12 protein-coding genes are annotated in these 14,580 nt (G+C 37.2%); all 12 read left to right on the forward strand.

The window, feature by feature from the left end:
* The first annotated feature begins 406 nt into the window (after positions 1–406).
* A complete protein-coding gene (locus H6G79_RS36585) occupies positions 407–622 on the forward strand; it encodes a hypothetical protein (RefSeq protein WP_242048184.1) in 216 nt (71 codons plus the stop codon).
* A gap of 713 nt (positions 623–1,335) precedes the next feature.
* Positions 1,336–2,133: a WecB/TagA/CpsF family glycosyltransferase gene (locus tag H6G79_RS03445; protein ID WP_190589842.1), complete on the forward strand. Its 798-nt coding sequence runs from the start codon at positions 1,336–1,338 to the stop codon at positions 2,131–2,133.
* Positions 2,134–2,389: 256 nt separating this feature from the next.
* Positions 2,390–3,901 carry a lipopolysaccharide biosynthesis protein gene (locus H6G79_RS03450; RefSeq protein WP_190589841.1) on the forward strand — a complete coding sequence of 504 codons (1,512 nt, stop codon included), beginning with the start codon at positions 2,390–2,392 and terminating at the stop codon, positions 3,899–3,901.
* 35 nt (positions 3,902–3,936) lie between these two features.
* Positions 3,937–5,376 carry a Coenzyme F420 hydrogenase/dehydrogenase, beta subunit C-terminal domain gene (locus H6G79_RS03455; RefSeq protein WP_190589840.1) on the forward strand — a complete coding sequence of 480 codons (1,440 nt, stop codon included), beginning with the start codon at positions 3,937–3,939 and terminating at the stop codon, positions 5,374–5,376.
* Positions 5,377–5,408: 32 nt separating this feature from the next.
* A complete protein-coding gene (locus H6G79_RS03460) occupies positions 5,409–6,638 on the forward strand; it encodes a polysaccharide pyruvyl transferase family protein (RefSeq protein ID WP_190589839.1) in 1,230 nt (409 codons plus the stop codon).
* A 37-nt stretch (positions 6,639–6,675) separates the two neighbouring features.
* Positions 6,676–7,662 carry a glycosyltransferase family 2 protein gene (locus H6G79_RS03465; RefSeq protein WP_190589838.1) on the forward strand — a complete coding sequence of 329 codons (987 nt, stop codon included), beginning with the start codon at positions 6,676–6,678 and terminating at the stop codon, positions 7,660–7,662.
* Positions 7,663–7,718: 56 nt separating this feature from the next.
* On the forward strand, positions 7,719–8,792 hold the full coding sequence (locus H6G79_RS03470) for a glycosyltransferase family 4 protein (RefSeq protein WP_190589837.1): 1,074 nt from the start codon (positions 7,719–7,721) through the stop codon (positions 8,790–8,792).
* 47 nt (positions 8,793–8,839) lie between these two features.
* Entirely contained in the window at positions 8,840–9,829 is a 990-nt protein-coding gene (locus H6G79_RS03475; RefSeq protein ID WP_190589836.1) for a glycosyltransferase family A protein, read from the forward strand.
* Between the two features lie 24 nt (positions 9,830–9,853).
* A complete protein-coding gene (locus H6G79_RS03480; protein ID WP_190589835.1) occupies positions 9,854–10,993 on the forward strand; it encodes a glycosyltransferase in 1,140 nt (379 codons plus the stop codon).
* Positions 10,994–11,094: 101 nt separating this feature from the next.
* Entirely contained in the window at positions 11,095–11,904 is an 810-nt protein-coding gene (locus H6G79_RS03485) for a hypothetical protein (RefSeq protein WP_190589834.1), read from the forward strand.
* A gap of 31 nt (positions 11,905–11,935) precedes the next feature.
* Complete coding sequence (locus tag H6G79_RS03490) at positions 11,936–13,225, forward strand: glycosyltransferase family 4 protein (RefSeq protein WP_190589833.1); 1,290 nt, start codon at positions 11,936–11,938, stop codon at positions 13,223–13,225.
* A 30-nt stretch (positions 13,226–13,255) separates the two neighbouring features.
* Positions 13,256–14,437 (forward strand): glycosyltransferase family 4 protein, encoded by a 1,182-nt coding sequence (locus tag H6G79_RS03495; protein ID WP_190589832.1) that lies wholly within the window; start codon positions 13,256–13,258, stop codon positions 14,435–14,437.
* Positions 14,438–14,580 lie beyond the last annotated feature (143 nt).

Here is a 14,580-nt window from a genome sequence, read left to right on the forward strand (position 1 = left end):
TAAATTTCAGGTTGGTTGAAGTGTAATAAAGCAAGCCTAACGCACTATTTCTAGTAGTTTTAGTGTGTTATGCTACGGTCGTAGAATAATATAGTAGACGAATGAACTTATATGTGCTAAACACAGCCTATTGAAGCTGAGAAACATCTAAAATCCAGAACCAGTCCCAGTGTCCATTGTCAAATGACAGGCTCAAGCAGAGAATATACAACTTGAATGCACACTAGTTTCATAGAGTAGATAGCTAAAATAAAGCATCAAGTATTCCAGGAGCTTGTAATAACATATTGATTCTTGATGTCATGGAGAAAATCAGATAAAAGATTTCTGAGATTGGGATGGACAATTGATCAATATATGTATTACAATAAGACTACAATCTAAAGTTAAAGGCTAAAAAATTTTTATGCGCTTAAAAAGATGGGAATCTCCCCGCCGAGAAGGGAGAAATGATAAAGGTAAAGGCGGTTCAGCAAGAAAGCGGCAACTTAAAAAACAAAGACAGATGCTGAGGCAACGCTTAAAGGAAAATAAGCAATCAGATAACAAAGGCAACAATCAAAAGGGGGGGGAGAAATTCTCCCCCTCTTTTTTGGCTAATTTTTGTAATTTAAGCCAGTGAAATAATATCAACCGTATACAAATATAGGACTCATATTTGATTTATGAAAAAAATCAGTACACCCAGACCAGCCGTCTTTCCTACTCCCTACTCCCCATTCCCTACTCCCTGCTTACACAACTAGATTCAGGAATCAAACCGTATTTCTATAGCTTTATGGATAATAAGTTGCTTTCAGAAATACTATTCCCACACCGTTTCATGGATTAATATACTTATCTGACTATTTGACACTGTATTTTGAGAATCTAGGTTAAATTAGACCTTGTAGAAATAATTTTTCATAAAAAAAAATTATGAATTTATACGGTTATGCCTATTAATTTAAATATATATGATTGTACTAACTCATCTTTTAGACAGATGACAAGTAAAAACTTTGCCGAAGATAGATACACTCTCGTAAGAGGCATGAAGTAGTAATGTAATGTTTGGATGAACTAATCTCTAGAAAAACATAAAGTAAATATAAAGTTTAATATCTCCTTGTAATAAACTTTCGTTAAGCAAGTAAGCTAATCTACGGTTATGATGGTTTTGAAGAGGATTCAGCAAACAGTAAAATTGCTGAAAAACTGTGATAAATCAATGTGTGTTCTTGTAAGAATGCTACAAGCTCAGAAAAAGTCAAGATTCATCTAATTGGCTTATTTAGACATAAAGGTTGCTCTAGGTAATCTGTTGTTATTTATCTTTGACAGAAGGAGTGAGCTATGGTAGCAGAAGTGTTACTACCTACTCAAAAAGTGCTTGATTTCCCTATTACTGCTTTAAGCTTTGAGGATCAGATACAGAAAATTATAGAATGGGCGATCGCTCATGAAAGTAGAAGTGTATATGTAGCAAATGTACACATGCTCATAGAAGCGCACTGGCAGCCTGAGTTCGCTAACATTCTGAGAAATTCAGATATGGTGACTCCTGATGGTATGCCTTTAGTCTGGATGATGCGCCGAATGGGATCTCCTTACCAAGATCGTGTAGCGGGTATGGATATTTTTTTGGAAACATGTCAATACGCCCAAACACATAATTTAAGTTTTTTCTTTGTCGGTTCACAAACTGAAATTCTGGCGAGAATACAAGCCAGATTAAAACAAGAATTTCCCCAACTAAAAATAGCTGGAATGGAACCCCTACCCTTCCGCCCACTCACAGAAACTGAAGATGAAGTTTTAGTCAATAAAATCAACTCCAGTGGGGCTGGTGTAGTTTGGGTATCTTTGGGATGTCCAAAACAAGAAAAATGGATAGCGCAACACAAAGGTAAAATTCGTGCAGTCATGATCGGAGTAGGCGGCGTTTTCCCTGTGTATGCCGGCATTCACAAGCGTGCGCCACGTATCATGAGAGACTTAGGCTTAGAATGGCTATATCGCTGGCTTCAAGAACCGCGACGACTGTGGCGGCGCTACACAACAACAATCCCTATATTCATCTGGCTGGCGGCTAAACAGTTATTTTTATCTAGTCGTATTGCTGCCGTTTTTCCAAAAACTACAGTGGAATAACGATTGTTTTGTTTAGTCAATATGAGTTTTCATGATGATTCAAAACTCATATCAAATTCAAAATAGCATTGAGTAAATTTTGAAGATCACTGCATATTTATCTTGATTCATAGTTAATTTCTTATGTTGAGAGATAATCTTTTTTCATAGCAATTTTTCACAGTTGTGAATCAAGATGAGATGCTTGTCTGCTCAAATAGACAGTGGGAGTGAAATATAATAGGTATTTTCATCCTTTGCATAGGTAAAGCCTGTAATGGAACCACCAAAACAAACATCAAATTTACGACAAAAAGCAGTTAAAGGCGTACTTTGGTCTGCGATTGAAAGTTGGGGAAAACAGGCTGTTTCCTTTGGAGTGTTCTTCTTACTCGCCCGATTATTAGGGCCAGAAGCATTCGGTTTAGTAGCTTTATCGGGGATATTTTTAAGCTTTCTGCAAATTTTTGTAGATCAGGGATTTTCGACAGCAATTGTTCAGCGCCAAGACTTAGAACCAGAGCATTTAGATACTGCCTTTTGGACTAACTTAGGAGTGAGCATATTACTTGCGACTTTGAGTATTATTTGTTCTGGTTTAGTGGCCTTATTCTTTAAGGAACCTAAAATTGTACCGATTATTTGCTGGCTATCTTTAAACTTTGTACTGAATGGTCTTAGCAGTGTCCAACAAGCTCTTCTACAACGTTCACTAGCTTTCAAAAGTTTAGCTATACGTTCCTTGATAGCTGTGGTAGTTGGTGGTATTGTCGGCATAATTTTAGCATTTTTAGGTTTTGGTGTTTGGAGTTTAGTTGGTCAGTATTTAGCTAATAGTGTGACTCAAGTCATTGCTTTATGGTGGGTTAGCGATTGGCGACCTAGATTTAGATTTTCCCGAAAGCACTTCAAAGAATTATTTGCATTTGGGATTAATGTAACTGGTATTAACCTACTTAATTTTGTTAATCAAAACTCTGATAATTTATTAATCGGCTATTTTCTTGATTCTGTCGCTCTTGGTTATTACTCAGTGGCTTATCGAATTTTTATGATAGTTACTCAGTTAATGATTTCTGTGATTCAGAAGATAGCAATGCCTGTCTTCTCACGCTTGCAACAAGAACCAGAAAAGATGCGAAAAGCATTTTATAACGCAATTAGCTTTACTAGTCTTGTGGCTTTTCCAGTTTTTATAGGCATTTCAATTTTATCCCCTGATTTAATAGTGACTTTTTTTGGAGAAAAGTGGAAGACGAGTGTACCAGTCTTGCAGATATTAACTCTCGTTGGCCCCTTGTATGCGGGTTTTTATTACAATGGTACAGTCATTATGGCTATGGGCAAACCTGGTTGGAATTTAGCACTGTATTGTATTCAGGCAATTGGCAACTTTACGTGCTTTTGGATAGCAGTACGTTGGGGAATAGTAGCGGTCGCAGCATCTTATGTTATTCGTGCTTATATTATGTCGCCTATACCCATATTTGTCTTGAAAAAATTAATCAATATTAAATTAACAACTTACTTGCAGCAATATCTCACTCCGTTAGTAGCGACTCTAGCAATGGGGGCTGGAATTTTAGGGATTAAAAGTTTGTTTAATTTCAGTATAAAAAATTTATTCAATTTTCCAGATATAGTTAATTCATACACTTTGCTTTTCCTTTGTATAGTAGGTGGTTTTTTGATATATACCGGAACCATTACACTAATTGCCCCACAATATCTACAACAGATAAGAAATCTCCTGAGTTCATTATTTCCTAAAATGAGTTTAAAAAAATAAAGGTTGCTTGATCAGTCAAGAGGAGAATGTGATTAATGTTAGGCAATACATCAAAAAATCAAGAAATATCCAAACTATTTGAAACTGTAGTAGATGGTGGTTATTGTATAGGTTGTGGTGCTTGTGCTGCTGTAGTTGATTCTCCCATCAAGATGAAACTCGATGAATATGGCAAGCTTTGTGCCACGCTGAATGAGCCAGTTGTTCAAACCTCTCATCAGGTTTCATTAGAAACAGTTTGTCCTTTTTCAAATGAAGGATTAAATGAAAATCAGCTTGCTGAGGAAATATTCGGTAAAGATTGTCAATATCACAACCAAATTGGCTACTATCTGACAACTTATGCAGGTTTTGTCACCGAAAGTGATTTCCGTAAACGTGGTAGTTCAGGTGGTATGGGTAATTGGATTGTTACTCAACTTCTGAGTGAGGGTTTAGTTGATGGAGTTATTCATGTTAAGCCTTGTACGCCTTCGCCAACAGATCCCAGATTATTTAAATACCAAATATCTAAAACTATAGAAGAGGTGCGTACCGGAGCAAAATCACGATATTACCCAATTGAAATCTCGGAAGTTATACAAATGCTACGAGAGCAGCCAGGAAGTTATGTAATAGTTGGTATTCCATGTTTTATTAAAGCTATTCGGCTGCTGATGAAGCAAGATCCCATAATTGCTGAACGAATAAAATTTTGTGTGGGTCTAATTTGTGGACATTTAAAAAGTATTCATTTTGCACAAATGTTTGCTTGGCAAGGTGGAATCAAACCAGGTGATCTTTTAGAGTTTGATTTCCGATATAAGTTGGCTGATAGAGGTGCAAATCAATATGGGATGAAAGCTGTTGGTTTAAAAGATGGTGAAGTGATTGAATATGTTAGTCCAGTGCGTGATTTATATGGTTGGGATTGGGGACATGGTTTTTTTAAATATAAAGCTTGTGAATATTGTGATGATGTAATTGCGGAAGCAGCAGATATAGTTGTTGGTGATGCTTGGCTACCTGAATATGTTAATGATAGTCAAGGCACAAATGTAGTTGTTGTTCGTAATGTATTAATTCAAAAATTAATTGAACAAGCAATAAATACAGGTAATCTACATCTTAATGTCATCACGGCCGATGAAGTTGCAAAATCACAATCTTCGGGACTAAACCATCGCAGAGAAGGTTTAGCCTACCGTTTATATTTGGCGGACAAACGTGGTGCATGGCGGCCGAATAAGCGGGTTAAATCACAAGTTAGTCATTTGAGTAGACAACTGCAAAAACGACAAGAACTGAGAATCAAATTAGGCGAGGAAAGTCACATTGCTTTTCAAAAAGCTATCAAATCTGGACAGTTTTCTGTTTTCCCAAAAAATATGAATTTTTTGGTGTTGCAATATCAATTGACTTATCCATCTACTGTTTTATGGAAGCAATTTATTCAAAAGTGTAAAAAATTTATCAAAAGCCTATTAGTTAAGTAAAAAATACTACTAGAGATGGAGTTGGCAATCAAGTGAAAGCAGTTATTACAGGAATTACTGGATTACGTAACCGGGGTGTGGAAGCAATGGTTGTTACCACCATTGAGCAGCTACGCCAACGTCAGCCAAAGCTGGATATGAGTATCCTCACGGAAACGCTTGATTATGATGAAGTTAGGTTGCAACAGTACAACGTAGATTTAATTAGTGATGGTTCCTTAAGACCTCTTCATAAACTTCAACGCTGGCGGAACAATTTATCTCAGTTTTACAAGCCCATAGCGCCTGCCTACAAAGATATGTTGCGGTTGCTGGATGGTGCATCGGTGGCGATCGCATCTGGTGGCGATGTATTTAGCTCTGATTACGGTGTGAACTTTCTCAAAAGACAACTCCAACCTTTGGTGTATGCTTTAGATGCTGGCATACCTGTAGTATTCCTAGCACAATCTATTGGGCCTTTTAAAACTCAAGCAGAAGCCGAAATTTGGCTGAATGTTGCTCGTCGCTCCAAGTTAGTGACTGTCAGAGAAGGATTTTCTTACAAGTATGTAACTAAAGATTTAGGTCTGTCTTCAGAGATCGTTAAACACACAGCTGATCCAGCATTTTTGCTCCCACCAGCACCGCCAGAAATTGTGGCTAATCTGCGGAAATTGTACAACATCAATCCAGAGCTTCCCTTAGTTGCCCTTGGAATTAGTCAAGGTATTTGTCGCTATACTCGGACTGACTATGAGCAACACATCAAAGTTTGGTGTCAAGTAATCAAGATGATTCTTGATGAATTTGGGGCGCAGGTAATACTGGTTCCCCATGTACATGATTATCGTCCTCACAACGACGATCGCATTCTCGCCGGACAATTGCAGAGATTATTAAACTTCGATCCTCGTGTCCAGTTAGCTGGTGCTGAACATACAGCCTCAGAATTTAAAGGTTTAATCAGTACTTGCGATTTAGTTGTGTCTGAGAGAATGCACGCTGCGATCGCCGGCTTATCAAGTGGTGTTTGTACCTTACCCATAGGTTACTCTGTCAAAGCCGAAGGAATTATGACTGATTTACTGGGTGCAGAAATGGTTCACCAAGGATTGCTGATATCTGCTCAACAGTTTCTAGATATTGATACAGCTTGCAACACAATTCGTAGTGCTTGGCAGCAGCGTCAGCAAGTATCTGCTCATTTAAACTCAGTTTTACCAGAAATCAAACAAAGAACAGCAACTAATTTTGACTTCATCGCACAGATATTAGCTTAATTATGCAGCAAACCTTCATCATTGTAGGAACATCAAGATGAAAGAATTGGAGCCAAACCAAGTTCTGCTTGTGGGTGTGATTATACCTTTGTACAACAAAGGTAAGTATATTGCTAGAGCGATCGACTCTGTACTAGGGCAAACATATCAAAACTTTGAAATCATCGTTGTGAATGATGGCTCTACGGATGATAGCCCAGATATTGTCAGCAATTATCACGATTCCCGCATCCGCATCATTCACCAATTAAATAGCGGCCCTGGTGCAGCACGTAACAGAGGTATCACCGAAAGCAAGGCTCCCTTTCTCTCATTTCTTGATGCTGATGATGAGTGGCTACCAGAATTTTTAGAGAAGTCAGTAGAAAATCTTCAACAACACCCTGAGTGCTTGCTGAGTGTGAGTGGACATTTTCGAGGAGAAGAACGTACAAGTTGGCAAGAACATCTTCCCCATTTTATGGTAACAGAAGGTGCGTGGCGACTGCCCACAGATATGAAACCACAATTAGTGAAATCTGCGATCGATTTCTTCCACTCTGGAGCGGTATTATGCTCACGGCAGATCATCGAACAATTTGGTGGTTTTTATAGCAAAGATCGCTGCACTTATGGCGAAGATTCTTATTTATGGATACAAGCAGCATTAAATTACCAAATTTATTTAGACCCCACCCCACTCATGTGGCATCATACTGAAGCATCGGAACTTGGGCAAGGACGCAAAGAAGTACGACCGCCTTGGCCCAAACTTACAGATCCAGAACCCATCAGAAATCACTGTCCCCCAGAATATCGTTCTCTCCTGGAGCATTGTTTAGCATATTACGCATTACTAGCAGCTTATCGCCATGTTTATGTCGGTGATACTCAAACTGTCAAAGCTCTGTTAGAGAGTTTTCCTATGAGCAAAACTTTCTATCCAAATTATATTAAATTAAAAATTCGCTTAACCTTCGTAGAACTATTCAACAAATTTTGGAAATTCAGGAATTGGTTAAATCAGACAAAAATAGCATCTTAAAAATTGCTAACAAGTGCAAAATTTAAAATAATCATTTACAAAAATATTAATTAAACATGAAATCTATATTTCTACCACAAACAAATGATGATAATCCCTACCAAAAAGAGCTAATTCATCACCTCAATAAATTAGATATTCAAGCAGATTTTCCTCATCCTTCCTCTTCAACAACTTTCTTTTTACCAGCAGTATTGTTTCCTCAAAAAGCAGATGTAGTACACTTACATTGGCTCCATCCATTTTTCGCAGGTTCTAATACTGTAGAAAAATCTCTAAAATTATCATTTTTTATTTTAGAATTAATTATCTTAAAACTGCTAAGAACCAAAATTATTTGGACTGTACATAATCTAAAAAATCATGAAAATAAAAACTTAGTTTTAGATAATTTATGTAGTTATTTAGTGGCTAAATTAGCTGATGCGATTATTGCCCATTGTGACTCAGCTAAAGAAGAAGTTATCAAAAGTTTTTCCCTGAACGATAATCAAGATAAAGTATTTGTAGTCCCGCATGGTAACTATATCAACTGTTACGATAACAATATCGAAAAAACTCTAGCCCGCAAAAGCTTAAATATAGATGATTCTGCTGTGGTTTTCCTATTCCTGGGGATGATTAGACCCTACAAAGGAGTCTTAGAACTAATAGATACATTTAAACAACTGCATAATGATGCAAGTCAACTAGTGATTGCAGGTAAAGTATATCAAAATAGTCCAGAAATGACAGATATGCTTTTACAGAAGATTGATAACGATCCAAGTATCAAATTTATACCCGGATTTGTCCCTTCGGAGAAACTTCAAATTTATCTGAACGCTTGTGATGTAGTCGTATTTCCCTATCGAGATATTCTCACTTCAGGTGCTGTAATGTTAGCAATGTCTTTTGGTCGAGCCTGTATTGCGCCCCGCAAAGGATGTATCGCAGAAGTCTTAGATCATTCTGGAGCATTTTTATATGAAATTGATGATGAATATGGTTTAATTCAAGCTATGAAATTGGCGTTAGAACAACAAAAACAACTATCAACTATGGGTCAATACAATCGCCAACTAGCAGAGAAATATGATTGGCTAAACATTGCTAAAATAACGGGCAATGTATATCAATCTTGTATGTAAAAATCTAATTAAAATTTAGAATTAAATTATTTTAGAAGCTAAAAGTTATGAATTCATCTCTCCCAGGACAACCAATCGTTAGTGTAATAGTTCCAACATTTAATAGAGCTAATTTTTTATCAAGAGCAATTTCTAGTATTCTCCAACAGACTTTCTCTAATTTTGAATTGATTATTGTTGATGATGGCTCTACAGATAATACTGCTGAAGTAGTTAAAGAATTTACCGATCCACGAATTAAGTTTTTACCTTTAGGTAAGAATTATGGAGGTAGCTATGCACGTAATCAAGGCATTAAAGCAGCCAGCACAGAATTCATCGCATTTTTAGATAGTGATGATGAATGGTTACCTGAGAAGTTAGAGTTACAGGTAAAACGTTTACAAGAAAGTGATGATCCTCTGGCAACTGTTGTTTATTGCTTAGGTTATGAATGTGTAGAGGGACAACAGAAAATACCCAGTTTACATCTTTATGAAGGAGATGTTTTTGATGATTTATTGAGAGGTTGGCTACCTCCTACCACTTCACTATTTATGGTGAAACGTTCTGCCTTACTAGAAGTTAATGGCTTTGATGAAAGTTTACCTAGTTTTCAAGACTATGATTTATGGTTGAGTCTAGCAGCAGCCAATAACCATTTTTTAGTAGTCGATAAACCACTAATTATTAGATATTTTCATCCCCAGCAGATTGGAGGTAATTTGCAAGCTAAATTAGAGGGATTAAGGATTTTCAAAAATAAGTGGGGGACAGTTATAAAACAACGGACAGGAGCGATTAATTATCATCGTGTTATAGGAGTAAGAACATCCATCGTCCAGTTACTTCGAGTAAATAAAGAACTTGATAAAGGAAATAAAATTACTGCTCTTTTCTATATTCTTGCCTTACTAAAATTCCTTCCCTGGTCTGGAGAACTTTTCGCTAAGGGAATTATAAGAGTAATTTTTGGGGCTAAAGTGTACAAATTATTATTTGAATTGAAATATGCTTTATTTTATAGGAATCAAAATAAAAGTTCTACAGCGATATAATTCTAGAGCCAGCATAAAAACAGTATGTCTAAGCCAAATGTAGTTATTTTCTGTGGACGCATTCTCCCTCCTTCAGAAACATTTATCCGCGCTCAAGGAGAAGGACTAAAAAATTTTGAACCTTATTATGTGGGTTCTCGTTTTGTCAAAGGATTATCTCTACCTTCAGAGCGCACGTTAGTAGTTAATGAAGGTGGAAGTTTTGGAGCTTTCCAAGAGGTATTGTTTAAAGTCACAGGAATAGCACCAAAAGTCAGGAAAAAAGTAAAACAGCTAAATCCTGTTTTACTTCATGCTCATTTTGGCGTTTGTGGAGCTTTAGCTCTTCCTTTAGTACAGTCTTTAAATCTACCTATGATTGTTACCTTTCATGGACTCGATGCTACCATGAAGGATGAATATGCTAGAAAAAATTCTATCAGTACTCGTGTTTATCTCAAACGGCGAGAATTACTTAAACAACAGGCCAATTTATTTATTACTGTATCAAAATTTTTGAAAGCGGAACTTGTTCAGCAAGGTTTTCCTTCAGAAAAAATATTAGTGCATTATATAGGTGTAGATACAGAACTTTTTCAACCTCAGCCAATAACTAATCGAGAGCCGATAGTTCTTTTTGTTGGACGGCTAGTTGAGAAGAAAGGCTGTGAGTATTTGATAAAAGCGATGGAGAGAGTACAGGCAGAAAATCCTGAAATAGCTTTGCTAGTGATCGGTGATGGCCCTCTCCGCAATTCTTTAGAAAATTTAGCTAAGTCCTTACTCAAAAACTATCGTTTTCTAGGCTCCCAACCACCAGAGGTTGTAAAACATTGGATGCAAATAGCCAAAATATTTTGTGTTCCTAGTATTAGAGCGGAGTCTGGTGATTGCGAAAGTTTTGGTATAGTGTTTGCTGAGGCTCAAGCAATGGGTTTACCAGTAGTTAGCTTTGCTAGTGGTGGAATTCCTGAAGTAGTAGCACATCAAGAGACTGGTTTTCTAGCACCTGAACGAGATGTTCAAACTCTTGCAGAGTATGTTTTACAGCTATTTAATGATAGTGTTCTCTGGCAAAGCTTTAGTCAAAATGGCCGACAACGAGTAGAAAATATGTTTAATCTTCATAAGCAAACGCAGATTTTAGAAGAAAAATACCAAATGCTCCTCAATAATCAGATGTAAATAACTTAGATTTTGAGCAAAATAATAATGATGTAAGTCTTTTAGACTAGCTTAAATTTAATTTAAAGTATTCAACAAACATAGAAAAAGTAAGATTATTTATGGATGATACTTCACAATTAGCAATTCTCGTAAATAGTACCGACAGTTTTGAAGATTGCTGGCAACCATTCTTTACTCTTTTTGCAAAGTATTGGTCTAATTGTCCTCACCCTATAATACTCAATACTGAAACTAAAGTATTTAGTTATCATGGGTTAAATATACAATGTTCTCAAGTTGGGATAAATGATGAGAGTGGCACAAGACCGAGTTGGAGTGATTGCTTAATTCGTTGTCTTGACCAAATTAATTCTCAGTACATTCTTTATGTACAAGATGATTATTTTCTTAATGATTATGTCAATACAACTATCCTCTATGATTTTCTCGAAATTATGGAATGTGAAGGATATTCCCACATTCGGTTAAGAGAAACTCTGGGAATTGGCCCATATAAACCATCATCCAAATATCCGTTATTATGGGAGATTCCTCAAAAAGCTAACTATCGGATTGGGTTACAAGCCGGGTTGTGGGTCAAGGATAGACTCAGATTTTATCTTGAGCCAAATGAAACAGGATGGGAGTTTGAACGCTGGGGTAGCATCAGAGCCAGGAAAATTAAAGATTCATTTTTCTGTCAAAATCTTGATTATTTTAATGGTCAAGATAAATATATTTTTCCTTATTATCCCACTGGAATTGTTCAAGGTAAATGGTTAGAGGCGGCTGTGGTTGACTTGTTCAAACAACATCACATAGAAGTGGATTATTCCATTCGAGGTTTTTATCAATTAAATCAAAAACAAAAGCTGATCCAGCTATTGAAAAATCAGTCACGAAAATTATTAATGCGATACATACCATAAACCTGCATAAATATTTTAAGAAATGAAAAATATGAAAATTTTAGTTTCTGCCTATGCCTGTAGACCAAAGATGGGGTCTGAACCAGGAGTTGGTTGGAATATGGTTCAAGAACTAGCTCACAAATGTGAGGCTGTATGGGTAATTACACGTCAAGATAATCAACCCAGCATTGAAGCTGAACTATCAAGAATGCCAGTTCCAGGGTTGAAGTTTGTGTATCATGACTTACCTGCTTGGGCTAGATGGTGGAACCGAGGACAAACAGCACTGTATTTTCACTACTATTTTTGGCAAATAGGTGCATATTTTCAAGCCAGGAAACTACATGAGCAAATTAATTTTAATTTGGTACATCATGTTACCTACGGTCGATATTGTTTTCCTAGCTTTTTATCACTATTACCTATACCGTTTGTTTGGGGGCCATTGGGGGGCGGTGAAGTTGCACCGAAGCCATTTTGGCGTGATTTTCATTGGAGTGGCAAAGTTTATGAAAGTTTGCGGGAAGTTAGCCGTTGGATAGGTGAACGCGACCCTTTTGTGAAAATGACTGCCAAAAGAAGTGCTGTAGCAATAGTTTGCACATCAGAAACAGCTGATTGTGTAAGTGCATTAGGTACAAAACGTATTGAGAAGATATTGGGACAAACAGGTGTTAATCAACAAGATATAGCTCAATTCGAGCAATATAATGTTTCGCAATTCCAAGCTCCCATAAGATTTATCAGTATGGGGCGTTTACTGCATTGGAAAGGATTTCATCTTGGGTTACGTGCCTTTGCAGCAGCTAACTTAGAAAATGGGGAATACTGGATTATTGGTGAAGGCCCGGAACGTCCAAGATTAGAAGCTTTAGCTAATAAACTAGGAATTGCTGAAAAGGTCAAATTTTTAGGAAGTCGGCCTCGTGAAGAAGCACTAAGGATATTGGGAGAATCTTGTGCTTTAATTCATCCTAGTTTGCATGATTTTTCGCCTACGGTTTGCATAGAAGCAATGGCAGCCAGTAGACCTGTAATCTGTTTGAATTTAGGAGGCCCAGCTTTTCAGATTACGGAGCAAACTGGTTTTAAAATTACTGGTAATAACCCTGAAGATGCTGTTAAAGGTATGGCAGAGGCAATAGTTAGTCTAGCTAAAGATCCAGAACTCAGAGCCAAGATGGGACAAGCAGGTCAAAAGCGGGTGAGTGAGTTATACAACTGGGAAATTAAAGCTAATTCTTTAGTGGCACTTTATGAAGATATTTTGACTTGCCAACAGTCTCTATTATCAAAAAGTGTAATTCAGACCAAAGAAAATAACGCTCAGGTTATTTAATTAATCATTATCCCATTCAAAATTTCCTCAATGCACATTCTAAGCATTCATAACAATTATCAAATTCGTGGCGGCGAAGATGAATCTCGTGAGGCTGAAGAAAAACTCTTACGGGAAATGGGTCATGAAGTTGATGTTTATCAAGAACATAATGACCGAGTGGGATCTATTGGTGCTGTACCGATGGCGTTGCGCTCTATTTGGTCTCAAGAATCTTACAACATAGTCAAACAAAAACTTCAGCATTCAAAATGTGACATTGTTCATATTCAGAATTTTTTCCCCTTAATTTCTCCTTCTGTCCACTATGCGGCTAAGTCAGAAGGATTACCTGTTGTGCAAACTTTGCGTAATTATCGCCTATTGTGTCCCAATGGCTTATTTTTTCGGGATGGACTCGTCTGCGAAGATTGTATGGGGAAGTTTATTCCCTATCCTGGCGTTTGGCATGGTTGCTATCGGGAAAATCGTCCAGCAACGATCGCAGTAGCAACTATGTTAACAGCTCATCGCGCTATGGGTACTTGGCTGGAAATGGTAGATGTGTACATTGCTTTAACTGAGTTTGCTCGACAAAAATTTATCGCCGGAGGTTTCCCCGCCGAAAAAATTGTCGTCAAGCCTAACTTTGTGCATCCTGATCCTGGTGTGGGAGATGGTTCTGGCGGTTATGCTCTTTTTGTGGGAAGACTATCTTCCGAAAAAGGATTAGATACTTTACTAGCGGCTTGGAACTATTTGGAAGGGAAAGTTCCTTTGAAGATTATCGGGGAAGGGCCTTTGGCAGAGAAAGTGGTGGAATTAGTCAAACGATTACCCAACGTAGAATGGCTAGGACGTAGACCAATATCTGAAGTGCATAAATTAATGGGAGAAGCGATGTTTTTAGTGTTTCCTTCCAAGTGGTATGAAACTTTTGGTCGAGTTGCGGTTGAGGCTTTTGCAAAAGGTACGCCCGTAATTGCTGCTAATATTGGAGCGATCGCAGAATTAGTAGACTCTGGTCGTACTGGATTGCTATTCTCGCCAGGAAACCCCGAAGATTTAGCAAATAAAGTGCAATGGGCGATTGCAAATCAAGCAAGACTAGCTCAAATGCGTCAAGAAGCTAGATATGAATTTGAATCTAAGTACACAGCGCAACAGAACTATAGCCGGATGATGGCAATTTATGAATTAGCTACTCATCAGAGTTTGTTAAAAATTTCATGAATCTCATCTATAAACAAATTACTATCATTTGAACTTCTATAAAAATCTTTATATTGCAACTATGCAATTTATATTTGAATCCTTTTAATTTTTCCAAATCAACTAGTAACACCTAAAAGGGCCTATGCTCGACAAGACAAGTG

It is taken from the genome of Anabaena sp. FACHB-83 (genome assembly GCF_014697485.1).
Taxonomy (GTDB): Bacteria; Cyanobacteriota; Cyanobacteriia; order Cyanobacteriales; family Nostocaceae; genus Nostoc_B.

What these genes read in the sequence shown, in the direction of transcription:
- H6G79_RS36585 (WP_242048184.1), top strand. Translation starts at nt 407, where the DNA reads ATGCGCTTAAAAAGATGGGAATCTCCCCGCCGAGAAGGGAGAAATGAT.
- H6G79_RS03445 (WP_190589842.1), top strand. Translation starts at nt 1,336, where the DNA reads ATGGTAGCAGAAGTGTTACTACCTACTCAAAAAGTGCTTGATTTCCCT.
- H6G79_RS03450 (WP_190589841.1), top strand. Translation starts at nt 2,390, where the DNA reads ATGGAACCACCAAAACAAACATCAAATTTACGACAAAAAGCAGTTAAA.
- H6G79_RS03455 (WP_190589840.1), top strand. Translation starts at nt 3,937, where the DNA reads ATGTTAGGCAATACATCAAAAAATCAAGAAATATCCAAACTATTTGAA.
- H6G79_RS03465 (WP_190589838.1), top strand. Translation starts at nt 6,676, where the DNA reads ATGAAAGAATTGGAGCCAAACCAAGTTCTGCTTGTGGGTGTGATTATA.
- H6G79_RS03470 (WP_190589837.1), top strand. Translation starts at nt 7,719, where the DNA reads ATGAAATCTATATTTCTACCACAAACAAATGATGATAATCCCTACCAA.
- H6G79_RS03475 (WP_190589836.1), top strand. Translation starts at nt 8,840, where the DNA reads ATGAATTCATCTCTCCCAGGACAACCAATCGTTAGTGTAATAGTTCCA.
- H6G79_RS03480 (WP_190589835.1), top strand. Translation starts at nt 9,854, where the DNA reads ATGTCTAAGCCAAATGTAGTTATTTTCTGTGGACGCATTCTCCCTCCT.
- H6G79_RS03485 (WP_190589834.1), top strand. Translation starts at nt 11,095, where the DNA reads ATGGATGATACTTCACAATTAGCAATTCTCGTAAATAGTACCGACAGT.
- H6G79_RS03490 (WP_190589833.1), top strand. Translation starts at nt 11,936, where the DNA reads ATGAAAATTTTAGTTTCTGCCTATGCCTGTAGACCAAAGATGGGGTCT.
- H6G79_RS03495 (WP_190589832.1), top strand. Translation starts at nt 13,256, where the DNA reads ATGCACATTCTAAGCATTCATAACAATTATCAAATTCGTGGCGGCGAA.